At 66.2% G+C, this 25,912-nt stretch carries 25 protein-coding genes; 9 read left to right on the top strand and 16 right to left on the bottom strand.

Annotation, left to right across the window (positions count from 1 at the left end; all coding sequences use genetic code 11):
• Window positions 1–271 precede the first annotated feature (271 nt).
• Genes K7I12_RS14180 through K7I12_RS14145 form a run of 8 tightly spaced genes read right to left on the bottom strand, consistent with a single transcriptional unit; the run spans window position 272 to window position 7,660 of the window.
• Window positions 272–1,822, bottom strand: coding sequence for an HAL/PAL/TAL family ammonia-lyase (locus K7I12_RS14180; RefSeq protein ID WP_231664493.1), 1,551 nt, complete (start codon window positions 1,820–1,822; stop codon window positions 272–274).
• Entirely contained in the window at window positions 1,812–2,759 is a 948-nt protein-coding gene (locus tag K7I12_RS14175) for an LpxL/LpxP family acyltransferase (RefSeq protein WP_231664492.1), read from the bottom strand. Before K7I12_RS14175 ends, K7I12_RS14180 begins: the two co-directional genes overlap by 11 nt.
• Entirely contained in the window at window positions 2,756–3,514 is a 759-nt protein-coding gene (locus tag K7I12_RS14170; RefSeq protein ID WP_231664491.1) for a glycosyltransferase family 2 protein, read from the bottom strand. Before K7I12_RS14170 ends, K7I12_RS14175 begins: the two co-directional genes overlap by 4 nt.
• Window positions 3,507–5,285 (bottom strand): AMP-binding protein, encoded by a 1,779-nt coding sequence (locus tag K7I12_RS14165; protein WP_231664490.1) that lies wholly within the window; start codon window positions 5,283–5,285, stop codon window positions 3,507–3,509. The genes K7I12_RS14170 and K7I12_RS14165 overlap by 8 nt, the downstream gene beginning before the upstream one ends.
• Window positions 5,282–5,863, bottom strand: a complete 582-nt coding sequence (locus K7I12_RS14160; RefSeq protein WP_035575110.1) for a hypothetical protein — start codon at window positions 5,861–5,863, stop codon at window positions 5,282–5,284. Before K7I12_RS14160 ends, K7I12_RS14165 begins: the two co-directional genes overlap by 4 nt.
• A gap of 42 nt (window positions 5,864–5,905) precedes the next feature.
• On the bottom strand, window positions 5,906–6,169 hold the full coding sequence (locus tag K7I12_RS14155) for a phosphopantetheine-binding protein (RefSeq protein ID WP_031382721.1): 264 nt from the start codon (window positions 6,167–6,169) through the stop codon (window positions 5,906–5,908).
• On the bottom strand, window positions 6,093–6,959 hold the full coding sequence (locus K7I12_RS14150) for a lysophospholipid acyltransferase family protein (RefSeq protein ID WP_231664489.1): 867 nt from the start codon (window positions 6,957–6,959) through the stop codon (window positions 6,093–6,095). The genes K7I12_RS14155 and K7I12_RS14150 overlap by 77 nt, the downstream gene beginning before the upstream one ends.
• The gene (locus K7I12_RS14145; RefSeq protein ID WP_231664488.1) at window positions 6,959–7,660 is read right to left on the bottom strand and encodes a beta-ketoacyl synthase chain length factor; all 702 of its coding nucleotides are present in this window, start codon (window positions 7,658–7,660) and stop codon (window positions 6,959–6,961) included. The genes K7I12_RS14150 and K7I12_RS14145 overlap by 1 nt, the downstream gene beginning before the upstream one ends.
• Before the next feature lie 284 nt (window positions 7,661–7,944).
• Between K7I12_RS14145 and K7I12_RS14140 the strand changes: the two genes are divergently transcribed.
• Window positions 7,945–8,193, top strand: a complete 249-nt coding sequence (locus K7I12_RS14140; RefSeq protein WP_031382724.1) for a hypothetical protein — start codon at window positions 7,945–7,947, stop codon at window positions 8,191–8,193.
• Between the two features lie 460 nt (window positions 8,194–8,653).
• Here K7I12_RS14140 and K7I12_RS14135 read toward each other — a convergent pair whose 3' ends face one another.
• The 4 genes from K7I12_RS14135 to K7I12_RS14120 form a co-directional block, all read right to left on the bottom strand.
• Window positions 8,654–10,156 (bottom strand): PhnE/PtxC family ABC transporter permease, encoded by a 1,503-nt coding sequence (locus tag K7I12_RS14135; protein WP_231664487.1) that lies wholly within the window; start codon window positions 10,154–10,156, stop codon window positions 8,654–8,656.
• Window positions 10,149–10,898 carry an ATP-binding cassette domain-containing protein gene (locus K7I12_RS14130; protein WP_035575114.1) on the bottom strand — a complete coding sequence of 250 codons (750 nt, stop codon included), beginning with the start codon at window positions 10,896–10,898 and terminating at the stop codon, window positions 10,149–10,151. The genes K7I12_RS14135 and K7I12_RS14130 overlap by 8 nt, the downstream gene beginning before the upstream one ends.
• A complete protein-coding gene (locus K7I12_RS14125; RefSeq protein ID WP_231664486.1) occupies window positions 10,898–11,764 on the bottom strand; it encodes a putative selenate ABC transporter substrate-binding protein in 867 nt (288 codons plus the stop codon). The genes K7I12_RS14130 and K7I12_RS14125 overlap by 1 nt, the downstream gene beginning before the upstream one ends.
• A gap of 94 nt (window positions 11,765–11,858) precedes the next feature.
• The gene (locus K7I12_RS14120; RefSeq protein ID WP_031382728.1) at window positions 11,859–12,719 is read right to left on the bottom strand and encodes a MurR/RpiR family transcriptional regulator; all 861 of its coding nucleotides are present in this window, start codon (window positions 12,717–12,719) and stop codon (window positions 11,859–11,861) included.
• A gap of 215 nt (window positions 12,720–12,934) precedes the next feature.
• Here K7I12_RS14120 and zwf point away from each other — a divergent pair, with 215 nt between their 5' ends.
• The 5 genes from zwf to K7I12_RS14095 all read left to right on the top strand — a co-directional run bounded on the left by zwf (window position 12,935) and on the right by K7I12_RS14095 (window position 16,998).
• Complete coding sequence (gene zwf / locus K7I12_RS14115; RefSeq protein ID WP_031382729.1) at window positions 12,935–14,410, top strand: glucose-6-phosphate dehydrogenase; 1,476 nt, start codon at window positions 12,935–12,937, stop codon at window positions 14,408–14,410.
• Window positions 14,411–14,412: 2 nt separating this feature from the next.
• The gene (gene pgl, locus K7I12_RS14110; RefSeq protein WP_031382730.1) at window positions 14,413–15,084 is read left to right on the top strand and encodes a 6-phosphogluconolactonase; all 672 of its coding nucleotides are present in this window, start codon (window positions 14,413–14,415) and stop codon (window positions 15,082–15,084) included.
• Window positions 15,085–15,106: 22 nt separating this feature from the next.
• Complete coding sequence (locus K7I12_RS14105; RefSeq protein WP_231664485.1) at window positions 15,107–15,766, top strand: bifunctional 4-hydroxy-2-oxoglutarate aldolase/2-dehydro-3-deoxy-phosphogluconate aldolase; 660 nt, start codon at window positions 15,107–15,109, stop codon at window positions 15,764–15,766.
• Between the two features lie 212 nt (window positions 15,767–15,978).
• Window positions 15,979–16,605 (top strand): DUF938 domain-containing protein, encoded by a 627-nt coding sequence (locus tag K7I12_RS14100; RefSeq protein ID WP_231664484.1) that lies wholly within the window; start codon window positions 15,979–15,981, stop codon window positions 16,603–16,605.
• Window positions 16,606–16,764: 159 nt separating this feature from the next.
• Window positions 16,765–16,998 carry a hypothetical protein gene (locus K7I12_RS14095; protein WP_031382734.1) on the top strand — a complete coding sequence of 78 codons (234 nt, stop codon included), beginning with the start codon at window positions 16,765–16,767 and terminating at the stop codon, window positions 16,996–16,998.
• A gap of 133 nt (window positions 16,999–17,131) precedes the next feature.
• Here the strand turns inward: K7I12_RS14095 and K7I12_RS14090 are convergent, their stop codons facing one another.
• The gene (locus K7I12_RS14090) at window positions 17,132–18,544 is read right to left on the bottom strand and encodes a PhoH family protein (RefSeq protein WP_231664483.1); all 1,413 of its coding nucleotides are present in this window, start codon (window positions 18,542–18,544) and stop codon (window positions 17,132–17,134) included.
• Window positions 18,545–18,817: 273 nt separating this feature from the next.
• A complete protein-coding gene (locus K7I12_RS17730; protein WP_442908065.1) occupies window positions 18,818–18,997 on the bottom strand; it encodes a hypothetical protein in 180 nt (59 codons plus the stop codon).
• A gap of 161 nt (window positions 18,998–19,158) precedes the next feature.
• Between K7I12_RS17730 and K7I12_RS14085 the strand changes: the two genes are divergently transcribed.
• The 3 genes from K7I12_RS14085 (at window position 19,159) to K7I12_RS14075 (ending at window position 22,981) form a co-directional block, all read left to right on the top strand.
• The gene (locus tag K7I12_RS14085) at window positions 19,159–19,464 is read left to right on the top strand and encodes a diguanylate cyclase (RefSeq protein WP_231664482.1); all 306 of its coding nucleotides are present in this window, start codon (window positions 19,159–19,161) and stop codon (window positions 19,462–19,464) included.
• 270 nt (window positions 19,465–19,734) lie between these two features.
• The gene (locus K7I12_RS14080; RefSeq protein WP_035575118.1) at window positions 19,735–20,769 is read left to right on the top strand and encodes a TAXI family TRAP transporter solute-binding subunit; all 1,035 of its coding nucleotides are present in this window, start codon (window positions 19,735–19,737) and stop codon (window positions 20,767–20,769) included.
• Window positions 20,770–20,860: 91 nt separating this feature from the next.
• Window positions 20,861–22,981 (top strand): TRAP transporter permease, encoded by a 2,121-nt coding sequence (locus K7I12_RS14075; RefSeq protein ID WP_084173307.1) that lies wholly within the window; start codon window positions 20,861–20,863, stop codon window positions 22,979–22,981.
• A 39-nt stretch (window positions 22,982–23,020) separates the two neighbouring features.
• Here K7I12_RS14075 and nirD read toward each other — a convergent pair whose 3' ends face one another.
• A complete protein-coding gene (gene nirD, locus K7I12_RS14070) occupies window positions 23,021–23,392 on the bottom strand; it encodes a nitrite reductase small subunit NirD (protein WP_231664481.1) in 372 nt (123 codons plus the stop codon).
• A gap of 17 nt (window positions 23,393–23,409) precedes the next feature.
• A complete protein-coding gene (gene nirB, locus K7I12_RS14065) occupies window positions 23,410–25,911 on the bottom strand; it encodes a nitrite reductase large subunit NirB (RefSeq protein ID WP_231664480.1) in 2,502 nt (833 codons plus the stop codon).
• Between the last annotated feature and the right edge of the window lies 1 nt (window position 25,912).

Genomic DNA, 25,912 nt, shown 5'->3' with positions numbered 1-25,912 from the left:
CCGATCTGCCAGGTCATCCAACAATGCTGAGACAGAGAGATCCAGTTCTTGCATCCTTCACCCTGTGATCGCTTCCATATCAACCACATGCATTGTAGCTTATTCAGTTACGACTGTAGTATTAGAGGGCGTTTACAAAAGGGCTGCGCTCGCCAATACGGCGTTAAAATCATCCTCAACATGCTCATTTAACCCCATGTAAACTCCGCTATTTCGTCTGAGTTTGCCTTGTCTTGCCTTCGCTCGCCTGTTTTGTAAAACACTCTCTTGCTTACTGGTACAGCGGCGCGGCGAGCGTCTCGAGCTCGGCGCACAGCCGGCGCAGCTCGCTGTCCAGCGCGCGGTCTTCGCCGAGCGGGGCGATGCGCGTGCGGCACACGGCGACGAAGCCGGCGAGCGCCGGCGGCGGTGGGCCGGCCTGAATCTGGCGCAACTCGACGCCCTGACAGGCGGCGTGCAGCACGCCGGCGGCGGCCTGTTCGGCGAGAGTCAGCACACGCAGCGCATCGCGGGCGGCGATGGTGCCCATGCTCACCTTGTCCTGGTTGTGGCTCTCGGTGGAGCGCGAGAACACGCTGGCCGGCAGGGTGTGCTTGAGGGCCTCGGCGGTCCACGCCGAGACGCCGATCTGCAGCGCCTTGTAGCCATGGTTGAGCGGTGCGCGCTCGGCACTGGCGCCGCTCAGGTTGGCCGGCAGGCCATGGTTGTAGCGCTCGTCGACCAGCAGCGCGAGCTGACGGTCGAGCAGATCGGCGATATTGGCGACCAGCGTCTTCAGCGAGTCCATGGCGAAGGCAATGTGGCCGCCGTAGAAGTGTCCGCCATGCATCACTGTCTCGCCGAGCGGGTCGATCAGCGGATTGTCGTTGGCGCTGTTGAGCTCGCCCTCGATGAAGTCGCGCAGCCAGTCGAGGCTGTCTTCGAGCACACCGATCACGTGCGGCGCGCAGCGTGTGGAATAGCGATCCTGCAGGCGCGAGGCGTTGCGCGGCGGCTGCGCGTCCTGGGTGGCCAGGTCGCCGCGTAGCCGCGCGGCGCAGCGTTGCTGACCGGGATGCGGCTTGGCGGCGAACAGCGTGGCGTCGAAGTGATAGGGATTGCCGGCCAGCGCCCAGACGTTGAGCGCCGTCAGGCGCGTGGCGAGCCTTGAGAGGCGCTCGCCGCGGGCGTAGGCCTGGCAGGCCAGTGCGGTCATCACCGCGGTGCCGTTCATCAGCGCCAGGCCTTCCTTGGGGCGCAGCCGGTAGGGCGCGAGGCCGCGCTCGGCGAGCGCCTCCGCCGCCGCGCGCCGGCGGCCATGGTCGTAGACCTCGCGCTCGCCGCAGAGCACCGCAGCGAGATACGACAACGGGGTGAGATCGCCGCTGGCGCCCACCGAGCCTTCGCTGGGAATCACCGGCACGACGTCGTGCTCGAGCAGCCAGGCCAGCCGTTCGAGCAATTCCCAGCTGACCCCCGAGACGCCGCGACACAGCGATACCAGGCGCACCAGCACCACCGCGCGGGCGGCCTCGACGTCGAGCAGCTCGCCCAGCCCGCAGCCATGAAAGGTGTACAACTGATGGGGCAGCGCGGCGAGCTGCTCGGCGGGCACCGCACGGGTGCAGGCGTCGCCGTAGCCGGTGGTCACGCCGTAGACCACGCCGTCCTCGGCGAGCAGCCGTTCGAGAAAGGCCGGGCCGGCCTCGATGCGCGCCCGGAACGCGGCGTCTGCGGCCAGGCGCACGTGCGCCTGGCCACGGGCGACGCGGCAGACATCCTCGATGGCCAGCGGCGTGCCGTCGAGCACCAGGGTCGGGTTGTCGGGGTTCTCAGCGCTCATCGGCATGCCAGTAGGGAAAGAAGTTGAACCATTGCAAGGGATACTCGCGGCACTGCTCGCCGAGCCAGCCGACATAGCGGCGCATGGCGGCTTCGCGCCACGCCTCGCGTTCGGCACGCTTCAGGTGCGTGGTGTCGTCGAACGGCTGAAAGCGCACCCGGTGATGATCGCCCTCGCGCACGCAGCCCAGGGTATAGAGCGGGCAACGCAGCAGCGTCGCCAACCAGAACGGGCCTTCGGGAAACGGCGCCGTGGCGCCGAGGAACTCGAGATCGCGGGTCCGGCCGTTCTCGGCGAGCGGCACCCGGTCGGCGGCGATCACCACGAAGCCGCCGTCGTTGATGCGTTGCGCCAGGCGCATGGCGGTGGCCGGGGTGATCTCGCTGACCTCGACGATCTCGGGGCCGCTTTGCTGCGTGGCGCGCTCCATCAGGGCATTGAATTTCCGGGCGTTGCGGGTGTGCATCAGCTGCGAGACGTGAAAGTCGTCACGGGTGTCGCTCATCGCGCTGCAGATTTCCAGGTTGCCGTGGTGCGAGACCAGCATCAGCCCGCCGCGCCCGCCGGTGATGGCGGCGTCGAGGCAGGCGCGATCGGCGGCGTCGAGGCGCACGTCGAGCGGCATGCCGCTCCAGGCGTCGACCTTGTCCATCAACGACTGACCGAAGACCTGGAAGTGACGCAGCACCAGACGCTGAGGCCAGCGCGGCGGATGCCCGGCATGCTGCGGCCAGATGCGCATCAGGTAGTCGCGCGAGGCGCGCCGCGCCAGCGGGTGGCGAATGAAATAGTAGAGGATCACCCACTGCAGAATGAAGGTGAACGGCAGCCGACCCAGCCGGCGGCGGATCCAGACCATGATCCGCATGCCGGTGACGCTGCCCGATTCCTGAATGCGCGCCCAGTGCTGTCGCGGCGCCTCTTGAGTGGCACTCACGTGGGTTTCCTCCGTTGCGTCAGGCGCCGCCCCAGCAGCCGCGGCAGGCGGATCAGCATGCCGGCGAACAGCCTGAGATGCATCAGCGTCAGCAGGACGTTATCGCGGGCCATGGCGAAGTGCGACACGCCATCCAGGGGGTAGTGTACGCGAACCGGCAGGTTGATCACCTCGCCGCCGGCCCACAGCCAGCGCACCGGCAGTTCGGTGTCGAATTGCATGCGTTCGCCGCAGCCGTGGGTCTCGACCAGCCGCAGGGTCGCGGCGACGGGGAACAGCTTGGCGCCGCACATGGTATCGCGCAGCGTGAACGACAGGGTGTTCAGCCACACCAGCGCGTGGGTCAGGTAGCGCGCATAGTAGCGGTGAGGGGGCACGCTGGCGTCGAAGCGCGGGTAGCCGATGCGCAGGCGCTGATCGGCGCCGTCGAGGTCTTGAAGGAACGCCGGCAGATCGGCCGCCTCGTGCTGGCCGTCGGCGTCGACCTGCAGGGCGTGGCTGAAGCCCCGCCGGGCGGCTTCGCGCAGCCCGGCCTTGACCGCCGCGCCCTTGCCGCGATTGACAGGCAGGCGCACCAGGCTGACATCGTCGGCCTCGGCCAGGCGCTCGAGCAGTGCCGCGCACGCGGCATCGCTGCCGTCGTCGACCAGCAGCAGCGGGATGCCTAGCTGGCGCACGCCTGCGCAGGTCGCGGCGATCGCCCCGGCATGGTTGTAGACCGGGATCAGCACGCAGGGATTGGCCGCGTCAGCCATCGTCCACCTCCGTCGCGCGCTCGGCGGCGAACGCCACCCGCCCGCTGGCGTGGCGGCCGCGCGCGCTATCGACGCTGAAACCCAGCGATTGCCGGTCGCCGCCACCGGCAGTGTCCAGGCTCAGCGTCAGTCGCGCGCGTTCGCCGGGCAGCAGCAACAGCGGGAACTTGACCCGCTCGAGGCCCTGAAAGGGCGCGGCGAGCGCGAACTGCTCGCGGGCCAGCTGACAGGCCCACTGCACCAGCACCACGCCCGGCACCACCGGCTGGCCGGGAAAGTGACCGTCGAGAAAGACTAGCCGTTCGGGGACTTCGAAATCGATCAGACAGCGCCCCTCGCCGCTGTCGATGGCCCCCAGCCAGCGCGGCTGGCGGCGGTCGTCGAGATCACGAAATAGTCGCGAGACCAGCGCCGCGGTGAGCTTGCCCTGGGCGTTGCTCGGCCAGTGGGCGACGAAGCGCCAGTAACGCGGGACCACCGTCGGCTCGTAGCCGGCCAGCAGCCGGCTGCGCAGACTGGCGATCAGCGTGCGTCGCGCGGTGTGCTCATGCGGCAGGTCGACCGCGTCGAGGCGCACGATCGCGCCGAGCCGGGTGGCATGCTGCGTAAGGGCCACGGTGCGTACCTCGCGCACCCGCGGGTCCGCGGCGAGCGCCCGGTCCATGGCGGTCAGCGAGACCCGCTTGCCGCCGACCTTGGCGATGCGGTCGCTACGTCCCAGCAGCTGAAAGCCGTTGTCGCCGGGCTCGATGCGGTCGGCCTGGCGCTGCCAGTCGCGGGCGGCGATGAACGGCGAGCGCAGCCACAGCTGGCTTCGCTCATCGGCACGGACCGCGATGCCCGGCAGCGGCGTCCAGCGCTCGCCGTGGTGCTGGTCGCGCCAGGCGATGCCGCCGGTCTCCGAACTGCCGTAGATTTCCAGCACCGGCGCGTCGAGCAGCGCGCGGGCCCGGGCGCTGGCCGCGTCGGGCAGCGGTGCGCTGGAGGAGTGGACGTAGGCCAGCCGTGCGCGCACCGCCGGCCAGTCGATGCTCTCGGGCAGCCGCTCCAGCGGCGGCGGGGCGCTGATCAGCACCGCCTCGTCGGGGGCCGCATCGGTATTCTTCGCGGCGGCCAGTGCCGCCAGCCAGGCATGCAGCGTCTCGGGGTAGCGGCAGGTGGTGTCGGCCAGCGGCGCGCCTTCGCAGAGCGGTCGCAATACAGCGAACAACAGCCCGTAGATGTGCTGGTGGCTGACCTGGCTGATCACCAGCCGTCCGCCGAGCGGCCAGAGCGCCTGGTGGGTGGCCAGTTCGGCGTCGAGCTGGGCGAAGCGCTTGTCCAGCCGCTGGGGCTCGCCGCTCGAGCCTGAGGTGTACAGCGTCAGCGCGAGCCGCTCGGGGCCGAGCCGGCCCCAGCGCGGCGCCCGGCCGGGCAAGGCGGGTGCATGGCCACCGGCGACGTCGCCGAGCCGGGCGCGGGTCAGGCGATCGGTCGCGGCGAGTGTCTCGGGGCGGTCGTCGGCGGGCAGCAGCGCGCTGTCGCCGCGCTCCCACAGGGCGATCAGCGCGGCGGCGAACTCCAGCGGCGCGCGGGCGTAGAGCGACCAGTGCTGGCCGGGTTCGGCGATGGCATCGAGGCAAGCCTGCCAGGCGCCGATGCGTTGCTGGAATTCGCCGAGCGTCACGACGCGCGACGCGGTTTCGGACGCTGTGCACCCGGCACGCCAGCCGACGCGGCGCCCTGGCTCGCTGGCGCGCCAGGGCGCCGAGAGTAGCGGGGATGCGGTCATGAGGCGCTGTTCTTCTTGAGGCGTTGACGCAGGCACCAATCGCCGGCGAACAGCAGCGCCATCGCGGCATAGGCGACGCCGCCGTTGTAGAGCGTCCACAGGGCGCGATCGCCGTGGATCACCGTGGCCAGGGCGAGGCTGGCGTTGATGGCGAAGAAACCGCACCAGACCTGGGTCACGCGGCGCGTGTAGCGTACCCCGCTGGCGGGAAGGTCGGGCTGTTCGCGGCGCGCCAGGCGCTCGATGACGCTGGGTGGATGGGTCAGCGACCAAGCGAACACGCCGAGCAGCGCGACGTTGATCACCACCGGCCAGAGCAGCACGGTAAGCGCGGCGTGACCGGCCAGCGCCAGCAGCGCGGCGGGGATCAGCACCACGCCGCCCCAGCGTCGATAACCCGTTGGCAGCCGCCAGCAGGCCAGCCCGGCAACCAGCGTCAGCAATGCCCAGCCGCCGGCGCGCTCGGCGAGCAGCCCCGACAGCCAGGGCCAGCCCAGCGCCAGGGTGCCGAGCAGCAGGTTGAGCAGGGCGCTCGGCCCGGCGGTGGATTTGCTGAGGGGCGTGTTCGTCGCGGCCATCGGTGCGTGCTTCGCTGCGGACTTGTCGGGTTGCCTGATTGGTTACTTGACGCGGCGTGCCTCGACCAGCGCAGCCAGACTGTGAAGGTTGGCGAAATGCTGGCGAGTGTCCTCGCTGTCGGCCTCGAGCTGGATGCCGTAGCGCTTCTGCAGGGCCAGGCCGAGCTCGAGGGCATCGATGGAATCCAGCCCCAGCCCCTCGACGAACAGCGCCTCGTCCGGGTCGATGTCATCCGGCGTGACGTCTTCCAGTTCCAGGGTGTCGATGATCAAGTGCTTGAGTTCGCGTTCCAGCTCGGTGGTCATCGGTGAGTCCCTCTTCCCATGGGGGGCTGTTGAAATAATCTTCCAGGCGCCGCGTCAGGTCGCGAGCGGTCTGTCGTGAGGCGTCAACGCCAGCGAGCGGCGCCAAGGGGGCGCCGATCTCGATATGAAAACAGGGGCGGCTCGGCGGCACACGATACCATGCTTCGCCCTTGGTCAGGGTGGTCGGGGCGCAGCGAATACGCACCGGGGTGATCCAGGCGCCGCTGGCCAGGGCGATCGCCCCTGCACCGCGCTGTAGCCGGACGGGCCGGCCGGGCAGCGAGCGGGTGCCCTCGGGGAACACCAGCAATGGCTGGCCTGTGGCGAGGACGCGGCGGGCTGCACCGATCACCGTGCGCGGTTCGCAGGTAGTGATATAGCCGGCCGCCAGGATCACCCGGCGCAGGATCGGGTTGGCGGCCAGTTGGCCCTTGACGATGCAGCAGGCGTCGGGAACCGACGCCAGCAAGAACAGCGCATCGATCAACGAGGGGTGGTTGGCCAGCAGCAGCCGTCCGGGCATATCGAGGCGCTCGCTGTGGTCGACTCGTACGTCGATCACGCCGAGCCGGCGCAACGCCTTGATGAGACCGTGGCAGGCAAGACGCACGAGCCGGCGCACGCGGCGCTGGGCGCTATGCGGGTGGCGCGAGGCAAGTCGGATCGGCGGCGCCAGCAGCCAGCCGATGATCAATGCGCACAGGCCGAACGCGATAAAGCCCAGCGCAGTGCCGACGCCGCGCCATAGTCGAGACAATCGCCAGGTGCCGGGCTGTGCCTGAATGGACATCAGTCGTCGAGCTGCCATGCGAGGCCGCGCCGAGGGCTCAGAAGCGGCGCTCCGCAGGCCAGCCAGTCGATGACGTCGACCGGCTGCGGCGCGCCGTGAGCACCGATGTTGGTGTCGGTGGCCGGTTCGCTGCGCACGCGACGTCCACGATCGGCCGTGAAAACCAGCGCCACGGCGGCCGTGCCGCGGCTGGGCGGGGCGTGTTCGACAAAGCGCGCCGGCACCGGGGCATCGCTGAACACGGCGATGACTCGCGCTTCGCCTTCGGCCAGATAACCGCGCGCCTCGCTGAACAGGGCAGCGAGTTCGTCGCCGCTGGCGGCCAGCGCCTGCAGCGAGCGGCGATTGCCGCTGGCGATCGAATGCACGCCGAGGATGGCGTTGTGTACCGACATGCCAAAGCGCGCCGGCGACAGTACGTCGCCTGCGGCCAGAGCATAAAGCAGCTCCAGAGTGCGTTCACCGTCACCGTGTCGGGATGCATGAATCAATAGCGCCGTGCCCTTGGGGTCGAGCTCGGCGAGCATGTCGCAGACCGCGCGCCCCAGACCATTGAGCCGCCGGCGCAGCATGGCCGGCAGCGACTGCCCGCCGGGGCGTTCGACCGTCGAAAGACGCGGGTCGCTGACGGTAGGGCCATGTTGCTGTCCGGCCGGCTGCCAGGCACGCCAGTCGCGAAGATACATCGGGGCCGTGGTCATGATCGAGTCCTGGGTTGCCGGTAACATCCGAGCGGCCTGACAACCAGGCGCTGCATTCAGGATCATACCCTACGCGAGTCATCCTCGGCAGGCCATCGGCATGATGTCGCTCAGGCGAGCAGACCCAGACTCGAGTGCGGATACCGGTCGCATGGGCCGTCTAAGACAAGGCTTCACCAAGGCCGTGATCGGGGTGTCATGGATCTTTCGGGGTCATTGATCGCCGTCTATAGTGATGAGTAGGCTAAACGGATTTAGCGACCATGGATGCAAGGAGAACGGCAATGACGGCGATCAGGAAGTGGGTCCATAAGCACCAGAGTCAGCCTTATATTCTGGAGATTCACCAGGACAGGGCCCGGGACGGGGATTATAGCTTTCGGGTCTCGATGCCCATCGAGGTGAGTCACGACTATTCCTCCTGGCACATGCCGGGAAGGGAATACCCCAGCGAGGATCAGGCCCACAAGGCGGGCGAGCAGTATGCGATGCGAGTGATCGAGAGAATGAGAAACGTGTCGCGGGATTCCTGACCGGCAACACCCGGCCCAGGCCATGCCTGGCGGCTTTCGAGTTGCATGGTGCCGAGTCGACGGCGGCATCGCTGAGGCGGCGTCGCCGTTTTACTTGATGTTTCCCTTGTCTGACCTTCGCTCGCCGACTTTTCAGACACAGCCTGAGCGCCAATGGCATTTTACGCACAGGCCGTGTCGGCAATCTCTTACAGGGAATGGCAACCTGGATTAAAGGCGACGGAATCGATGGCTGCCATAATGCATCCAGTGAGCACGGACACGCTCATGGCATGGAAGACGAGCACAGGGACGGCTCAATCCAGGGATGCACGGGCAGGATGCCCGTGGAGGTAGCAAGGATGCAGCGCTGTAAGCCCGGCCCTCATGGTCGGGTTTTTTTCGTCTCAAGATCGAGCTTGGCCATATCGGTCATCGGCCGACCGGGGGAATACTTTAATCCGTGTATACGTTTATCCGTTCACCGATTGCACGGATCGTCCATCACCACGTCGCGGGGCCGATAACGGCGGGCTACGGCGTCGACGGCGATGTTGATCATTGCGGTGACCAGCAGCAGGAAGAACGCCTGATCGAACATCAGATAGGCGAAGCTCGAGTCGATGTAAAAGCCCAGCGTGGCCACCCCGAGCATGCCGAGCAGCGCGGTCTCGCGGATGATCACCTCGGCGCGGTAGAACAGCAGCGCGAGCAGCCCGGGGTAGAGACGGGGCAGCAGTTCATAGGCGTAGCGACCGCTGGCGGGCAGCCCGGGCATTCCCGGTTCGAGGTTGTCGGCATGGCGCGCGGCGAGAAACGCCAGCAGCGCGCCGTTGTGCAGTGCCAGTGCCAGCCAGGCCGGCAGCATCGAAGGGCCGAGCAGCAACAGGAAGATGAACGCCAGCATCAGTTCCGGGGTCGAGCGCAGCCCGATCAGCAGTGCCTTGCCGGCGAAGCGCGACGGGCGATTGCCGAAGTGACGGCTGGCCAGCGGCCAGGCCAGCAGCGCGATAAGCAGCGCGCCGACAGTGCCCATCAGCCCCAGCAGCAGGGTGTTGGCGATCGCCGGCAGCAGGTCGGGAATTTCGGTGAACCAGGCGACCAAGCCGGTCCAGTCGCCCGCCAGCAGCGGCGCCGGCCACAGATCCTGGCTGACGAAGCGCCACAGCAGGCCGCCGTCGACCTGCGGCCAGGGGCCGAGCACGAACAGGCTGGCCAGTAACAGCCAGGGTACCAGCCGGCGATGGCTCCACACGCCGATCGAACCGATCAGCAGGTAGAACAGCCAGAGCAGCGCGCCGGCTTCATGATAGCGGCCCTCGCGAAAGGCACTCTCGAGATGGAAGCCCAGCGTTGGCAGGCCGACGAAGCCCAGCAGCACGCTGGCGCGCAGCGAGCATTCGAAGCGATAGCGGGTATAAGCGGCGAGCCGCGCCCAGACCAGCGGCAGCTCGGCATAGATGAAACGTGAAAAGCGACCGGCCCCCGGGGGCAGGCTGTCGGCGGCGCTGCCCGGCGTCTGCTCGAGGATCTCGGCGTAGACCTTGGCGAAGATCCCGGCATAGGGCACGGCGAGCGCCGCCAGCGCGGTGACTGCCGATAGGCCGAACACCTGCAGGAATAGCAGCGCCCAGAACACTTCGTGAATTGCGCGGACGAAGGCGCAGCCGGCGCGCACCAGCCGCGAGCGGGCGAACACCAGCGCTAGCGGAAAACCCAGCAATATGCCGAGAAAGGTGCCCCACAGCGCCACGCCGACGGTCAGCGCCGTGGCCTGCAGCGGCGATGAGAGCGTGCTCCAGCTCGGCCAGGCCAGCCCGACGGCCATTCGCGCCAGTTCCGCCCAGGGGTCGTGGGTGAAGATGGCCAGATCGGCGAACGGCAGCGCCAGCAGGCACAGTGCGACGAGTATCAGCGAACGCCGGGCCAGGCTCAGTCCCGGTGAATCACCGCGCAAGGCACCGGGTGCCGGTAATTCACGCATCGCCGGCCACGGCGCGGCGTCGGGCATCGGCGGCAGGATGCGGGGCGTCGGCCGTGCAATGAGGCGGGGCGTCGGCCGCCGGGTACAGCCGGTCGAGATCGGCAAGATTCAATTCGCGGGTTGGCGCGTCGAGCTCGAGCCGGCCGTCGCGCAGCCCCCACACGCGGTCGAAGTGGGTCAGCGCCAGCTCGCGCTGATGTAGCGCGACGACGCTGGTGGCGTGGCGGGCATCGATCAGCGCCAGCAGGCGCAACGCCTGGTGCGGGTCGACGCTGGCCACCGGTTCGTCACCGAGGAAGATCCGGCGCTGCTGGTAGAGCGCGCGAGCGATCGCCACGCGCTGGCGCTGGCCGCCGGAGAGTTGCGCGACCGGTCGCTTGAGCAGGCCGTCGAGACCGAGTTCGTCGCACAACGCGGCGATCTCGGTCCAGGCGCGGCGCTCGGGGCGCACCAGGTTCCACAGATTGGCAAGCGCGGAGTGGCGCTCGAGGCGACCCATGTAGACGTTGTGATAGACCGCCAGCTGCGGAACCAGACCGTGGCTCTGCGGGCACCAGGCGACATCGCCGGCCAGGCGGCTGCGCAGTGCGGCAAGCAGCGTCGACTTGCCGGCGCCGCTCTGGCCGAGCAGCGCGACACGCTCGCCGGCGTTGAGGGTCAGCGAGAGCCTGGCCAGGAGCACCCGCCGGCCATGGCCAATATCGGCGTTATCGAGCCGTAATAGCGGAGCGGATCCAGCCATCAGCGCAACAGGCCGAGTTCCTCGCCGACCTGCTCGATCGGCGCGTAATCGTCGTTGTCGGCGGGAATGAAGGCGTCGCGCGGGAAGCTTTCCAGCAGTTCGGGATCATTCATGCCGAGCAGCGCCTGGCGCACCCGGGCGGTGAAGCCGTCGCCGAAGCGCGCATCGACGTCGCCGCGGATCGTCCATTGATAATCGGGGTAGGCGGGGGTCTCCCAGATCACCTTGACCTTGTCGGTGTCGACTCGGCCGTCTTCCACCGCGGCTTGCCAGACGGTGAAGTTGACCGCGCCGATGTCGTAGGTGCCGGATTCGACCAGCGCGATGGTCCGCGAATGATCGCCGGAGAAGCCGACCCGCGAGAAGAGTTCTTCCGGCGCCTGGTCGAACTGCCGGCGCAGGTAGAACTCGGGCATCAGCCGGCCCGAGGTCGAGGTCTTGGCGCCGAAGGTGAACGAGTGGCCCTCGATCGCCGCGGGCAGCCCGGCATCGCTCGCTTCGAGCCCGGTCGCGCTGTTGGCGATGAAATAGCTGTGGAAGGCCGCGTCCTCGCTGCCCTGGGCGAGCACCTGCGAGCCGGGGACCAGGCGCCGGGCCTGGACGCCGGACAGTCCGCCGAACCAGGCCAGCTGGACCTGGTCGTTGCGAAACGCGCTGACCGCGGCGCTGTACGACTTGACCGGCACGTATTCGACCTCGACGCCGAGCTCGTCGGCGAGGTAGTCGGCGACCTTCTGGAAGCGCTCGACCAGCCGCGACTGGTCCTCGTCGGGGATCGCGGTGAAGCGAAAGGTCTCGGCGCTGGCCATGGGAACGCTCAGAAGGCTCAGACACAACAGCAGGGCGGTGGCGATCAGCCGGCGCATGAAAGCACTCCTCGCTTGTAAAAGGGGCTATTGTTGGGCCTCGGCGAGGCCCGGGCAAGTGCAGCCGGGTCAGGGCGCCGTCTGCGCTCGTCGTTCAGCCGTCGTTGGGCGGGAAACGGGTCGCCTGCAGGCTGTCCTTGATCTTCTTGAGGTGGGACTGGAAATCCTCGCCACGGCGCAGGGTGACGCCGGTGGCCAGCACGTCGATCAGCGCCAGATGAATCATCCGCGAGGTCATCGGCATGTAGATGTCGGTGTCCTCGGGGGCGATGACCTCGAGCGTCTCGGTGCATTCGCCGGCCAGCGGCGATTTCGGCGCGGTGATGCCGAGCACCACCGCGCCGTTCTCGCGGGCCAGCCGGGCGATCTCGACCAGCTCGCGAGTACGCCCGGTGTACGAGATGATCACGATCACGTCGCCGGTATGGCTGGCGGCAGCGACCATGCGCTGCATCAGCACGTCCTCGTGGACCATCACCGGCAGGTTGAAGCGGAAGAACTTGTGCTGGGCGTCCTGGGCGACCGGCCCCGAGGCGCCGAGGCCGAAGAAATGAATCTGCTTGGCCTGAATCAGATAGTCGACGGCGCGCTCGATGCGCCTGGCGTCGAGCGCCCGGCGAGCGTCGTCGAGCGCGGCGATGGTTGCGCCGAAGATCTTGTCGCCGTAGCGGGCGGCATCGTCGTCGTGCTCGACGCTGCGGCTGACGTAGGGCGTGCCCCCGGCTAGACTCTGGGCTAGCTTGATCTTGAAGTCCGGGTAGCCCTTGGCGTCGAAGTTGCGACAGAAGCGGTTGACGGTCGGTTCGCTGACCGAGGCGCTCTGGGCCAGCGTGGCGATGCTCAGCCCGGTGGCGGTCGCCGGATCCTTGAGGATGACGTCGGCCACCTTGCGCTCCGAGCGATTGAGTTCGTCGAGGCGGGCGCGGATACGGTCGAGAAGATCGTGACTGGCCATGCAGGGAAAGACTCCGATACTGTCATCGTGTAGTGATTTAACTACATCGCTGGCGACATCCTAGCGTGGCGCCTACCGGGCCGCCAAGCGGCCCGATCTTCGGGGCAGCGGCAATCCAATAATATCTGGTGGTAAAATTACCAATATCAATTGCTGATCAGCCCAAAGATGACCTATTTTATGCGTAAGATAACCAGATTGAAGGGGTTCGAGGCATGATCCAAGACGCTACTCCCGAGATTGATCTGGCGCTGTTTGGCGCCATGGGCGATCTGGCCATGCGCAAGTTGTACCCGGCGCTGTATAACCTCGATCGCGACGGGCTGCTTGCCGCCGAGACCCGCGTGCTGGGCCTGGCGCGCCAGGAGATCGACGGCGACGCCTTTCGCCAGCGGGTGGAAGAAGCGCTCGACAAGTACCTCAAGCCAGGCAATCTCGATCAGCAGTGCGTCAAGCGATTCATTGCCCGCCTCGAGTACATCCAGCTCGACTTCGCCACCGTCGAGGGCTACGAGGCGATTCGCGAGTGGCGCGAGGGCGTCTCGCGGCCGATGACCGTGTATCTGGCGGTGCCGGCGGCCATCTACGGCGATATCTGCGGCAACCTGGAAGCCAGCGAGAGTCTCGACAACCAGTCGCGGGTCGTGGTCGAGAAGCCGATCGGCTACGACCTGGAATCCTCTCAGGAGATCAACGACGCCATCGGCGCAGTCTTCCCCGAGGAACGGATCTATCGCATCGACCATTATCTGGGCAAGGAGACCGTCCAGAACCTGATCGCGCTGCGCTTCGCCAACCCGCTGTTCGGCAACCAGTGGAACCAGAACCAGATCTCCCACGTCGAGATTACCGTCGCCGAGCAGGTGGGCATCGAGGGCCGCTGGGGCTACTTCGACAAGGCCGGCCAGCTGCGCGACATGGTCCAGAACCACTTGCTGCAGCTGCTCTGCCTGATCGCCATGGACCCGCCGTCGAATCTCGACGCCGACGCCATCCGCGACGAGAAGGTCAAGGTGCTCAAGGCCCTGAAGCCGTTCTCGCGGGACAGCATCGGCCGTGACGTGGTGCGCGGCCAGTACACGGCGGGCTCGATCGACGGCACCAGCGTGCCGGGCTATCTCGACGAGGAAGGCTCGGATACCGAAAGCCGCACCGAAACCTTCGTCGCGATGAAGACCGAAGTCGCCAACTGGCGCTGGGCGGGCGTGCCGTTCTACCTGCGCACCGGCAAGCGCATGCCGGACAAGCTGTCGCAGATCATCATCCACTTCCGTCAGCAGCCGCACTACATCTTCGATCCCGACCAGCGCGACCTGGCGGCCAACAAGCTGATCATCCGGCTGCAGCCGGAGGAGGGCATCGCGCTGCAGGTGCTGACCAAGGATGGCGGGCTCGACAAGGGCATGCGGCTGCGCCCCGGACCGCTGCACCTGGATTTCAACAGCGCCTTTCCCAAGTCGCGCATTCCCGACGCCTACGAGCGCTTGCTGCTCGAGGTGATGAAGGGCCAGCAGTACCTGTTCGTGCGCCGCGACGAGATCGAGCATGCCTGGCGCTGGTGCGACAAGCTGGTGGCGGGCTGGGCCGAACGCGACATTCCACCGCGGCGTTATCCGGCGGGCTCCTGGGGCCCGGTGGCGTCGATCGCCATGATCACCAAGGATGGCCGCAGCTGGTACGAGGATTATTGACCATGACTGCTAGCACCCCCCGCGAGCAACTCGCCGCGCAACTCAGTGAAGCGGTCGCCAGCGCGCTGGCCGTGGATCTCGAAAACCACGAACGGGCCTTGCTGGTCGTCTCGGGCGGCTCGACGCCGGTGCCGTTCTTCAAGCGCCTGGCGAGCATCGAGCTGCCCTGGTCGCGGATCGACGTGACCCTGGCCGACGAGCGCTGGGTCGCCGAGGATGCCGAGGACAGCAATGCCCGGCTGGTCCGCGAACACCTGCTGCAAGGGCCGGCCGCGGCGGCCCGTTTCTGCCCGTTGACCAGTGACGACTCGACCCCCGAGCTGGGTGTCGAGGCGGTGACCAAGCGAGTCACCGAGCTGCCCTGGCCGGCCAGCGTGGTGGTGCTGGGGATGGGCGGGGACGGCCATACCGCCTCGCTGTTTCCCGACAGCGGCGAGCTCGGCCTGGCGTTGACCACCGACGATCCGCTGGTCGCCACGCGTTCGCCCAGCGTGGTGCAGCCGCGAATCACCCTGAGTGCCGGGCGTCTGCACCAGGCGCGTCGCCACGTCCTGCATGTCGTCGGCGACGACAAGCGCAGCGTGCTGGCGCATGCCATGGCCGGCGACGACGTTCGCGAGCTGCCCATTCGCGCCTTTCTGGCCTGCCCGCTGGCGGTCTACTGGGCGCCTTGAACCGATCTTGCTGGAGCCTGACATGAGCAATGACAAACAGTTGCCCTCGACCCGGACCACTGAACTCGACAGCATCTGCCAGAAGGCGTCGGTGATTCCGGTACTCACCATCGAGCGTCTCGAGGACGCCGTGCCGCTGGGCCGTGCGCTGGTGGAAGGCGGTCTGCCGGTGCTCGAGATCACCCTGCGCACCGACTGCGCGCTGGATGCCATCGCCCGCATGCGCGAGGCGCTGCCCGGCGCCAGCATCGGCGCCGGCACCGTGCTGACGCCGGCCCAGTACCGCCAGGCCGAACAGCTCGGCGTCGATTTCGTGGTCACTCCCGGTGCCACCGATGCGCTCTACCGCTACGGCGTGAGCAGCCCGGTGCCGATGCTGCCGGGGGTGGCGACGATTTCCGAGCTGATGAACGGCTGGCAGTACGGCTATCGGCGCTTCAAGTTCTTCCCGGCCGAATCCAGCGGTGGGGCGGCGGCGATCAAGGCGTTCGGCGGACCGATCCCCGAAGCGCGTTTTTGTCCCACCGGCGGCGTGACTCCGGAAAACGCCGACGACTATCTCAAGCTCGCCAATGTGATGTGCGTCGGCGGTTCCTGGGTGACTCCCAAGGAGCTGATCGAGGCCGGCGATTGGGCCGGTATCGAGGCGCTGGCCCGCGAGGCCGCCGAGCGCTTCAATTAAACCAGTCTAGTCTTTAACCCACCGCCTTTGTCGATGGCAGGCACGCTTCTGCTTCTCTCTCGACAGTCCGTGCTATTGTTCGGCCCGCCGCTTGGCGGGTCTTTTTTGGCGATGTGTCCGGCGCGAGCCGCAGGTCGGGATTTTTAAGATCGCCTCGGGCAAGGCAGAATGACCCAACCTGGTTTGGCACATCGACAATAGTGGGGTAGCGCATGCAGGAGGAACATCGGACCGGTGACGCACGACTTTTCAGTCCCGCCGCGGCGCGTAACCGAGCGCCGATCCTGGACGTCCTGACGAAGGCGCTGGAGGGCTCCTCGCGAGTGCTCGAGATCGCCAGCGGCAGCGGCGAGCATGCCGTCCATTTCGCCGCGGCCCTGCCGAACGTGCATTGGCAGCCCAGCGATCCCGAGCCCCAGGCACGGGCGTCGATCGCGGCCTGGCGCGACGCGGCGGCGCTCGACAACCTGGCGCCGCCGTTCGAGCTGAACGTGCTGGAGCGCCCTTGGGCCGAGCAGGAATTCGATGCGCTGGTGGCCATCAACATGCTGCACATTGCCCCCTGGGAGGCGAGCCTGGCGCTGTTCGGCGAGGCCGGGGAGCGCCTGCCCGAGGGCGGGGTGCTGTTTCTCTACGGGCCCTTCCTGCGCGATGGCGTGCCGACGGCGCCCAGCAACGCCGCCTTCGACGCCGATCTGCGTCGCCGCGACCCGCGCTGGGGCATTCGTTCGCTGGAAGCGATTCGCACCCTGGCGCGGGCCAACGGGCTGGCGATCGAACGCATCGTCGAGATGCCGGCCAATAATCTCAGCGTGGTGCTGCGTCGTCGGGCAGCTTGAACAGCGCTGCGTCGTCGGGCAGCTTAAATGGCGCTGCGGCGTCGGGCAGCTTGAACAGCGCTGCGGCGTGGGGCAGCTTGATAAATCCGCCGATGCCCCAAAGACTAGGTAAGCGGCCGCAACATGGCCGATTGCGCAACATCAATGGAGTGAGTGCCAATGACCAGCAACGATCTGTCCGAGGATTTTCGCATGCCGGTGGCGTGCCCCAAGTGCGGTAGCCATCTGATGCGCGTCTCCGAGGTCCACAATCCGGACGACAAGGTATTCTGCGCCTCGTGCAATACCTACATCTGCCTTTATCATGAAGCGCAGAAGATCATGAAAAAGGGCCCGGGCAGCGAGAGCGAGGCGTTACTCGAGAAAGCGGTCAACGCTGATCATAAACACTGAGCTACGAGCTACGAGCTACGAGCTACGAGCTACGAGCTACGAGCTACGAGCTACGAGCTACGAGCTACGAGCTACGAGCAAGTGCTCGAAGCCCGGAGCTTTTTATAGTTAGGCATGCACTCCATACTCGAAATTATAAAAGTTCCTCGGCGGCCAGCGCCAGGCGCGAACGCTCGACGCTCTTGAGGGTGACGTGCCCGGCGTGCGGCCAGTCGCGAAAGCGTTCCACCAGCGCCGCCATGCCGCAGGTGTTGGCGGTGAGGTACGCGGTGTCGATCTGGCCGACGTTGCCCAGGCAGACGATCTTGGTGTTGCGCCCGGCCCGCGAGACCAGCGCCTTGAGCTGCTTGGGGGTGAAGTTCTGGGCCTCGTCGATGATCAGGAAGGTGTCGTTGAGCGTGCGCCCGCGCATGAAGGTCGGCGAGCGTATCTGTACCCGCGAGCCGATCAACTGGCGCGTGGCGCCCTCGCTCCAGCTCGAGGTGCCGTCCTTCTCGTCGCGCAGCAGGTTGTCCATGTTGTCGTGGAAGGCACCCATCCAGGGGCCCATCTTCTCTTCCTCGGTGCCCGGCAGAAAGCCGATATCCTCGCCCATCGGAATCGGCGCCCGGGTGAATACGATGCGTTCGAACAGCTTGCTGTCCAGCGTCTGCTGGAAGGCTGCGGCCAGCGTCATGTAGGTCTTGCCGGTACCGGCGTTGCCGGCAATGCTGACCAGGTCGATCTCGGGGTCCATCAGCAGGTTGAGAGTGAAGTTCTGGCGGCTGTCGTGGGCATGTACGCCCCACACGCCGTCGTGATGGCGATAGTTGGTCAACAGTTGCAGGCATGCCGAACTGGGCGCCACTTCGCGGACGATGGCCTCGAAATCGGCGCCGTTGTCGCTGTCCGAGACCAGCATGCCGACATGCCAATCGGCGGGAATGGCACCGCTGAGACGATAGTAGATGTGATGGTCGATGCGCTCGACGGCGACCTCGACGTTCAGCGATTCCCACAAGCCCGCGCCGTCGCGTCCGGCCTGGGCGTAGACCTTGGCGCCCTCGATCATCGCGTCGCTGTCGCTGAACACACGGTCGTTGAGGTAGTCCTCGACCGGCACGTTCAGGGCCGAGGCCTTGACCCGCAGGTTGATGTCCTTGGTGACCAGGATCACCGAGGCGTCGGGGCGTTCGTCGCGCAACCGGCAGGTCTCCGCCAGGAGGCGGTTGTCGGGGCTTTCCTCGAGATGATCGAGTGGCTTGAGGTCGCTGTAGCACAGAAAGCGCAGACGACCGCTGTGGCCGTAGGCGTCGGTCAGCGGAATGCCGCGGCGGATTTCGTCGAAGCTGACCTTGGCGGTGAGTTCGGAAAGCGTGCGGCTGATCTGGCGGGCGGTGCGGGCGATTTCGCGAATGCCGTTCTTGTGTTTGTCGAGTTCCTCGAGCACGGTCATCGGAATGACCACGTCGTGTTCCTCGAATTGGTAAAGCGCAGCGGGGTCGTGAATCAGGACGTTGGTGTCGAGTACGTAAAGGCGGGTCGCTTTCTTGTCGATCAGAACCATCGGCAAGCACTCCTCGAATTGACGGCAGGTACGACGCTGGCAGTGGTCAGTTACATGATTGTGACGACGGGCCAGGCGTGGCTACGTTCGGCATCACTTCCTGGGCGCTATGTCGGCGGACCTCCTGAAGACTGAATGGAAGAGTCGTTTCAAGATGAACCGGCTCGTCGAGGAATGCCAGCGCGGCGTTCCACGTTAATTCCGCTGAAGCTGAAAAACGTTGCGGCGGCGACACGAACGCCGCCGCCGACGCATCGGCACAGGGAGAGTGGTTCAAGTCTTGATACCGCCCCAGCCGTGCTTGTGGCAGTCGCACTTGGGGTTCTGGCAGGGTCGGCGATCGTCATGCGCGGTCGCACAGGCCGTACCACAATAGTAACGATCGTTGACGGGAACCGCCGTGTCGGGAACCGGGCAGTCGCAATGGGGGCACGCGCAGATCCTGGCGGTCATCTCTTTCTCCTTTACTTGGCGAACGGTAGGTTCAGTGTAGCCACGCCGTTGCGGCATCCCAATGCAATGTGTCACGGGCTATTCAGCCCCCCCTGTCGGCCCGATAATAAGACAATCATTACTTGTTCAGGAGTGCCCATGCCATCGTTAGCGACTCATTGATGGAAGTGGATGACGCGCGTGAAGCCCCGCGTTTCGCCGCCAACCCGCTGGTCGTCGACGATCACTTCAAGCGCGTCAACGACACCTATGACCATCTGGTCGGCGACGAGGTGATCCGCGCGCTGGCCAATCTGCTCAGGCGGCGATTGCGCGAGTCGGACCTGATCGGGCGCTACGGCGGCGAGGAATTCCTGCTGGTGCTCAACGACTGCGAAGCGCCCCAGGCCGTGCGCATCATCGACGAGCTGCGCGAAGCCTTCGCGCAGTTCAACTTCGGCAAGGCCGACCAGCGTCTCTATCGGTAGTTGTCAAGGAATCTGTCGTGTCTGATGTTATTCAGGCCACCTGTTTTTCCGGTTCGGCGACGGTGATCTGGAGCTCCCGCTCGGGGTTAAGCGACACGATGCCAATCGGCGTCCAGTTGCGGGTCTTGCCGCTCCAACGGTCGGGCCGGCCCACGTGCCACTGAGGTAACGCATTTGCGTTTCCGGCCATCGCTGTTAGGTTTAAAAAGACGGGTAAATTTACGCTATATGCCCTGAAAACAACCGTATCGGACAATCACGGGGGCTGAAATGTGCAACAAGCTCGCTAAACGCATTCTGGCGGCAACTCTTGGCCTGGCGTTGACGACGTCCATGGCCTGGGCTCAATCCACTTCCTTCATCACCATCGGCTCGGGATCGACGTCCGGGCTGTATTACCCGACCGCAGTCGGTATCGCCAACATCCTCAACAATGCCGATGTCGGGTTGCGTGCCAACGCGCGCTCCACCGGCGCTTCGGTATTCAATGCCAATGCCATCGGCGAAGGCTCCATGCAGATGGGCATGATGCAGAACAATATCGCCTATTACGCCTATAACGGCACCGGCGTGGAAGCCTTCGAGAACAACCAGATCGAGAACCTGCGTGGCCTGGTGGGGCTGTACCCCGAGGCCATTCACATTCTGGCGCGGGCCGATGCCGGCATCGAGAGCGTGGCCGACCTGGCCGGCAAGCGCGTCTACGTGGGCGATGTGGGCTCGGGTACCGAGCAGGACGCCAAGAACATCATGGGCGCCTTCGATTTGACCTTCGATGACCTGCAGGCGACGGTGCGCGGCAGTTCGGGCAATGCCGTGGGGCTGCTGCGCGACGACCAGATCGCGGCGATGTTCTACACCGTCGGTCTGGGCTCGTCGGCCATCGTCGAGGCGGCGCAGACCGCGCCGATCACTGTGGTGTCGATTTCCGAGGAGGAGCTCGGCCAACTGCAGGAAGAATACGCCTTCTATACCCCATTCACGATACCCGGCGGTACCTACCCCGGTGTCGACGAGGACGTGCAGACAGTGACCCTGAAGGCCATGCTCGCCGCCTCGTCCGAGCTGTCCGAGGACGACGTCTATACCTTCATGAACACGATATTCAACGAGAAGCTGGAGGCCTTCTACAACGACGTTCAGAATCCCAACCTGGACAAGTATTTCACCGTGAAAAGCGCGCTCGAAGGCATGTCCATCCCGTTGCATGCCGGTGCCGTGAAGTTCTTCGAGGAACAGGGCGTCGAGATTCCCAGCGAGCTGATGCCACCCGAGTCGGATGGCGCTCAACCAGCATCCGAGTGACAGGGCTCGATACGACGGGCTCCGGCGATGCCGGGGTTCGTCGGCTTGCGTGAGCGGCCCGGAATCGGGCCGGGACAGGGAGCAATGGGCGATGGCCGAACCGCCAACCGATAACGAGACCGGCAAGGCGACCGACGAGGATCTCGCCGAGGCCCAGCGCATCGTCAAGGCCAGCGAATTCGGCGCGCGAGTGCCGCGGTGGGCGTGGCAGCGATGGCTGCTGGTCCTGGTCGCGGTCGGCTGGAGCCTGTTCCAGCTTTACGCCACCTACTCCGGTGCGCTGAGTCCGCAGAAGCTGGGCGCCATTCACCTGGCCTTCGGCTTCGCGCTGGCATTTCTCGCCTACCCGGCCAAGCACGGTTCCACCCAGCGCATCCCTTGGTACGATTGGCTGCTTGCCATCGTCGGGGTCGCCACCGCGCTGTACATCGTGGTCAATTACTACAACCTGATCGCGGTGCAGGGTGGCCTGCCGATTACCCGCGACGTATGGATGGGCTCGGCGCTGCTGATCGCGCTGACGCTCGCGGCCTCGCGCATCGTCGGCATCGCCCTGCCGATCATCGCCGGCATCGTCGTGCTGTATGGTATCACCGGCCCCGCCGGCATCATTCCGCTGACGCCGCCCGACGTCATCTTCCTGCACAACGGTTACGACTGGCGGCAGATCATCCAGCAGCTCTACATCACCACCGAGGGCATCTGGGGCACGCCGATCCAGGTGTCGGCGTCGTTCGTGTTCCTGTTCGTGCTGTTCGGCGCGCTATTGGATCGAGCCGGCGCTGGGCAGTACTTCGTGGATCTCGCCTACAGCGGCCTGGGCACCTACCGCGGCGGCCCGGCCAAGGCGGCGGTGGTGGCGAGCCTGCTGACCGGTGTGGTATCCGGTTCGTCGACGGCGAACACGGTGACCACCGGCACCTTCACCATTCCGCTGATGAAGAGGCTCGGTTATCCGGGTGTGAAGGCCGGCGCCACCGAGTGCGCGGCCTCGACCAACGGCCAGTTGATGCCGCCGATCATGGGCGCGGCGGCCTTCATCATGGCGACGTTTCTCAACATGCCGTACTCCCAACTGATTATCTATGCCATCGTACCGGCGCTGCTCTCCTACCTGGCATTGCTGTTCACCGTGCACCTGGAGGCGCTCAAGCTCAATCTGGCCGGCATGCCCCGGGCCGAGCTGCCGCCGTTCTGGCCGACCTTCATCAAGGGGGTGCACTACCTGATTCCGGTGGCGTTCCTGCTCTATGAGCTCATGTGGGTCCAGCTCACCCCGGAGCGCAGTGCGCTCAATGCGCTGTTCGTGTTGATCGCATTGATTCTGGTCCAGGAAGCCTGGCGCGGCGTGCGCGGAAATGGCGCCTCGGGCTTGGCCGCCGGGCTATGGAAGGGCGGCAAGGCGGTCTTCCAGGGGTTGGAGATGGGGGCGCGCAACATGACCACCATCGCCATTGCCACCGCGGCTGCCGGCATCATCGTGGGAATGGTCACCATGACCAACCTGGGCTACGGCCTGACTCAGGTCATCGGTGTGCTCTCCATGGGCAACATCTGGCTGGTGCTGATCCTCGCGGCGGTGACCTCGCTGATTCTGGGCATCGGCCTGCCCACCACCGCCAACTACATCGTGATGGCGGCGCTGGTGGCGCCGGTGATCGCCAACCTGGCCGGCGATGTCGGCATCGTCGTGCCGATGGTGGCCATTCATCTGTTCGTGTTCTACTTCGGCATCCTCGCCGACGACACGCCGCCGGTGGGGCTGGCGGCCTACGCGGCCTCGGCCATCTCCCGGGCCGATCCGGTACGCACCGGGGTCCAGGCATTCGCCTACGATCTGCGCACGGCCATTCTGCCGTTCATGTTCTTCTTCAATCCGGCGTTGCTGCTCTACGAGGTGGAGAACTGGTATCGAGGGGCCTGGGTGATCTTCACGGCAACGGTGGGCATTCTGGCCTTCGTCGCGGCCGTTCAGGGCTACCTGGTGACCTGGATGCGCTGGTACGAACGCCTGCTGGTGCTGGGCTGCGCCCTGCTGCTGATCAAGCCCGACCTGATGACCGACGTTCCCGGCCTGGCGCTTCTGGCGCTGGTTTTCCTCTATCACCGCCATCGTTCCATCGCCGGGGGCGGCCCTTCGGCGCCATTCGGCCGGGGCAGCTATCCGGCCAAGTCGGGTGCCGCGGGACGCTTGCGCAACGAGGAGTGTTAGCCGGTTATCGAGTCCGGCCTCGCCGGCAATTCAGGACTGTCAGCCGAGACCGATCATCACCTTGTCGTCGTCGACGCGCACCGGCCAATGACGCAGGCTGACGTCGGGCTGTTCCACGCAGCCACCATCGGCGAGCCGGAAGTGCTGCTTGTAGAGGGGCGAGGCCACCACCGGCTCGCCCTTGAGGTCACCGACGATGCCACGGGCAATCACGTTGGCGCCGGAAAACGGGTCGCGGTTGTCGACGGCGAACAGCTCGGTCTCGTAACCGGGAAGGTAGAACAGGGCTACTTGCGCAGTGCCGCTGGCCGTCTCCAGCCAGGCCGCCACGCCGGAGAACGCGACCAGGTCGGCCCTGGTGCAGAGTGGCTGCCAGGTCACGTCGTTCTTGATTGCCGTTGCTGTGCTCATGTATCGCTCTCCTCCAGTCAGGCGGGCCGCAATTGGCCGCGCTCCTCGGTGACGATAATGTCGGGGTCGGGGCGAGCGTCGTTGACGAAGCTCCGGAAGCGCTTGAGCTTGTCCGGAGCGCTGAGGGCGCCCGCCCACTCGCACTCGTAGTTGTCAATGACCGTCTGCATCTGCTGCTCGAGCTCCTCGGCCAGACCCAGGCTGTCGCTGCAGACCACGTCCCTGAGATAGTCGAGACCGCCTTCGAGGTTCTCGCGCCACACCGAGGTGCGCTGCAGGCGATCGGCGGTGCGCACGTAGAACATCAGGAAACGGTCGATGGTCTTGATCAGCGTCGCGTCGTCGAGGTCAGTGGCGAGCAGTTCGGCGTGGCGCGGGCGCATGCCGCCGTTGCCGCAGACATAGAGATTCCAGCCGTGCTCGGTGGCGATCACCCCGACGTCCTTGCTCTGCGCCTCGGCACACTCGCGGGTACAGCCGGAGACGGCGAGCTTGAGCTTGTGCGGCGAGCGCAGGCCCTTGTAGCGATGCTCGAGCCGGATCGCCATGCCGACGCTGTCGGCCACGCCGTAGCGGCACCAGGTGTTGCCGACGCAGGACTTCACCGTGCGCAGCGACTTGGCGTAGGCGTGGCCGGTCTCGAAGCCGGCCTCGAGCAGCTCGCCCCAGATGTTGGGCAGGTCCTCGAGTCGTGCACCGAACAGGTCGATGCGCTGGCCGCCGGTGACCTTGGTATAGAGGCCGTATTTCTCGCCCACTTCGCCCAGCACGCGCAGTTTGGCCGGGGTGATCTCGCCGCCGGGCACGCGCGGAACCACCGAGTAGGTGCCGTTCTTCTGCATGTTGGCCATGAAGGTGTCGTTGGTGTCCTGCAACGGCACGTGGGCGGCGTCGGTGATCGGCTCGTTGAAGCACGAGGCGAGGATCGACGCCACCGCCGGCTTGCAGATATCGCAGCCTAGACCGTGCCCGTGTTTCTTGATTAGCTCGCTGAAGGTCCTGATACCCTCGACGCGCACGATCGAGTAGAGCGCCTGGCGGGTATGGGCGAAGTGTTCGCAGATCGACTGATCGACCTCGACGCCGCGCGCCTCGAGCTCGCTGTCGACCACGCTCTTGAGCAGCGCCGCGCAGCCGCCGCAGCCAGTACTGGCCCGGGTTTCGCCCTTGACCGCGGCAAGGTCGGTGGCGCCGGCGTCGATGGCCGCACAGATCGCACCCTTGGTGACGTTGTGGCACGAGCAGATCGACGCCGAATCGGGTAGGGCGTCGGCGCCCAGCGTCGGCACGCCCTCGGACGAGGGCAGGATCAGCGAGGCCGGGTCCTCGGGCAGCTCCAGACCGTTGACGTAGTACTGCATCAGGGTGTCGTAGGTGGCGTTGTCGCCGACCAGCATCGCACCGAGCAGCCTCCTGCCGTCGCCGGAGACCACCAGCTTGCGGTACTCCTGCTTGATTCCATCCAGGTAGCGGAACGTGCGCGCACTGGGTGAGCGGTCGCCGTGGGCCTCGCCGATCGCGCCGACATCCACGCCGAGCAGTTTCAGCTTGGTGCTCATGTCGGCGCCCCGGAAGGCCTCGCCGCTCTTGCCCGACCCTGGCAGCAAAGTGGCCGCGGCCACCTTGGCCATCTGATAGCCGGGGGAGACCAGGCCGAAGATGCTCTCGTTCCACAGTGCGCACTCGCCGATGGCCAGGATCGCCGGATCGCTGGTCTGGCACTTGTCATCGATCACGATACCGCCACGCTCGCCCAGTTCCAGCTTGCAGTCGCGAGCCAGCTCGTCGCGCGGGCGGATGCCGGCGGAGAAGACGATGAGGTCGGTCTCCAGCACCTTGTCGTCCTGGAATACCATGCGATGGGCACCCGCCTCGCCATCCTCGATGCGCAGGGTGGCGCGGTCGGTGAGTACCTGCACGCCCAGCGACTCGATCTTCTCGCGCAGCAGTTCGCCGCCCTCGGCATCGACCTGCATCGGCATCAGCCGCGGGGCGAACTCCACCACGGCGGTGTCCAGATTCAGGCCGCGCAGGGCGTTGGCCGCCTCCAGGCCCAGCAGGCCACCGCCGACCACCACGCCGGTGGTCGCGCTTGCGGCCGCCGCACGGATAGCGTCGAGATCGTCCAATGTGCGATAGACCAGGCAGCCATCGCGGTCGTTGCCGGGAATCGGCGGCACGAAAGGGTAGGAGCCGGTGGCCAGCACCAGGCGGTCGTAAGGGTAGCTATCGTGGTCGGTGACGACCCGGCGGGCGTCGCGATCGATACGGGTCACGGCCTCGTGCAGGTGCAGCTCGATACCGTTGGCGGCGTAATGATCGGCGTTGCACAGCGCCAGCGACTGCGCGTCGCGCCCGGCAAAATATTCCGACAGATGCACGCGGTCGTAGGCCGGGTGGCGCTCTTCGCCGAAGACGTGAATGTCGAAGCGCTGGGTGGCGTCACGCTCGATCAGTTGTTCGACCAGGTGATGGCCGACCATGCCGTTGCCGATGACGATCAGGCGTTGCTTGTTCATG

This window comes from Halomonas sp. IOP_31 (assembly GCF_021151495.1).
GTDB lineage: Bacteria > Pseudomonadota > Gammaproteobacteria > Pseudomonadales > Halomonadaceae > Modicisalibacter > Modicisalibacter zincidurans.
Note: the sequence above shows the minus strand (reverse complement) of the source record. Positions and strands in the feature narration are given on the sequence as shown.

Coding starts and splice junctions, on each gene's coding strand:
- K7I12_RS14180 (WP_231664493.1), bottom strand. CDS start 1,822: ATGAGCGCTGAGAACCCCGACAACCCGACCCTGGTGCTCGACGGCACG.
- K7I12_RS14170 (WP_231664491.1), bottom strand. CDS start 3,514: ATGGCTGACGCGGCCAATCCCTGCGTGCTGATCCCGGTCTACAACCAT.
- K7I12_RS14165 (WP_231664490.1), bottom strand. CDS start 5,285: ATGACCGCATCCCCGCTACTCTCGGCGCCCTGGCGCGCCAGCGAGCCA.
- K7I12_RS14160 (WP_035575110.1), bottom strand. CDS start 5,863: ATGGCCGCGACGAACACGCCCCTCAGCAAATCCACCGCCGGGCCGAGC.
- K7I12_RS14155 (WP_031382721.1), bottom strand. CDS start 6,169: ATGACCACCGAGCTGGAACGCGAACTCAAGCACTTGATCATCGACACC.
- K7I12_RS14150 (WP_231664489.1), bottom strand. CDS start 6,959: ATGTCCATTCAGGCACAGCCCGGCACCTGGCGATTGTCTCGACTATGG.
- K7I12_RS14145 (WP_231664488.1), bottom strand. CDS start 7,660: ATGACCACGGCCCCGATGTATCTTCGCGACTGGCGTGCCTGGCAGCCG.
- K7I12_RS14140 (WP_031382724.1), top strand. CDS start 7,945: ATGACGGCGATCAGGAAGTGGGTCCATAAGCACCAGAGTCAGCCTTAT.
- K7I12_RS14135 (WP_231664487.1), bottom strand. CDS start 10,156: ATGCGTGAATTACCGGCACCCGGTGCCTTGCGCGGTGATTCACCGGGA.
- K7I12_RS14130 (WP_035575114.1), bottom strand. CDS start 10,898: ATGGCTGGATCCGCTCCGCTATTACGGCTCGATAACGCCGATATTGGC.
- K7I12_RS14125 (WP_231664486.1), bottom strand. CDS start 11,764: ATGCGCCGGCTGATCGCCACCGCCCTGCTGTTGTGTCTGAGCCTTCTG.
- K7I12_RS14120 (WP_031382728.1), bottom strand. CDS start 12,719: ATGGCCAGTCACGATCTTCTCGACCGTATCCGCGCCCGCCTCGACGAA.
- zwf (WP_031382729.1), top strand. CDS start 12,935: ATGATCCAAGACGCTACTCCCGAGATTGATCTGGCGCTGTTTGGCGCC.
- pgl (WP_031382730.1), top strand. CDS start 14,413: ATGACTGCTAGCACCCCCCGCGAGCAACTCGCCGCGCAACTCAGTGAA.
- K7I12_RS14105 (WP_231664485.1), top strand. CDS start 15,107: ATGAGCAATGACAAACAGTTGCCCTCGACCCGGACCACTGAACTCGAC.
- K7I12_RS14100 (WP_231664484.1), top strand. CDS start 15,979: ATGCAGGAGGAACATCGGACCGGTGACGCACGACTTTTCAGTCCCGCC.
- K7I12_RS14095 (WP_031382734.1), top strand. CDS start 16,765: ATGACCAGCAACGATCTGTCCGAGGATTTTCGCATGCCGGTGGCGTGC.
- K7I12_RS14090 (WP_231664483.1), bottom strand. CDS start 18,544: ATGGTTCTGATCGACAAGAAAGCGACCCGCCTTTACGTACTCGACACC.
- K7I12_RS17730 (WP_442908065.1), bottom strand. CDS start 18,997: ATGACCGCCAGGATCTGCGCGTGCCCCCATTGCGACTGCCCGGTTCCC.
- K7I12_RS14085 (WP_231664482.1), top strand. CDS start 19,159: ATGGAAGTGGATGACGCGCGTGAAGCCCCGCGTTTCGCCGCCAACCCG.
- K7I12_RS14080 (WP_035575118.1), top strand. CDS start 19,735: ATGTGCAACAAGCTCGCTAAACGCATTCTGGCGGCAACTCTTGGCCTG.
- K7I12_RS14075 (WP_084173307.1), top strand. CDS start 20,861: ATGGCCGAACCGCCAACCGATAACGAGACCGGCAAGGCGACCGACGAG.
- nirD (WP_231664481.1), bottom strand. CDS start 23,392: ATGAGCACAGCAACGGCAATCAAGAACGACGTGACCTGGCAGCCACTC.
- nirB (WP_231664480.1), bottom strand. CDS start 25,911: ATGAACAAGCAACGCCTGATCGTCATCGGCAACGGCATGGTCGGCCAT.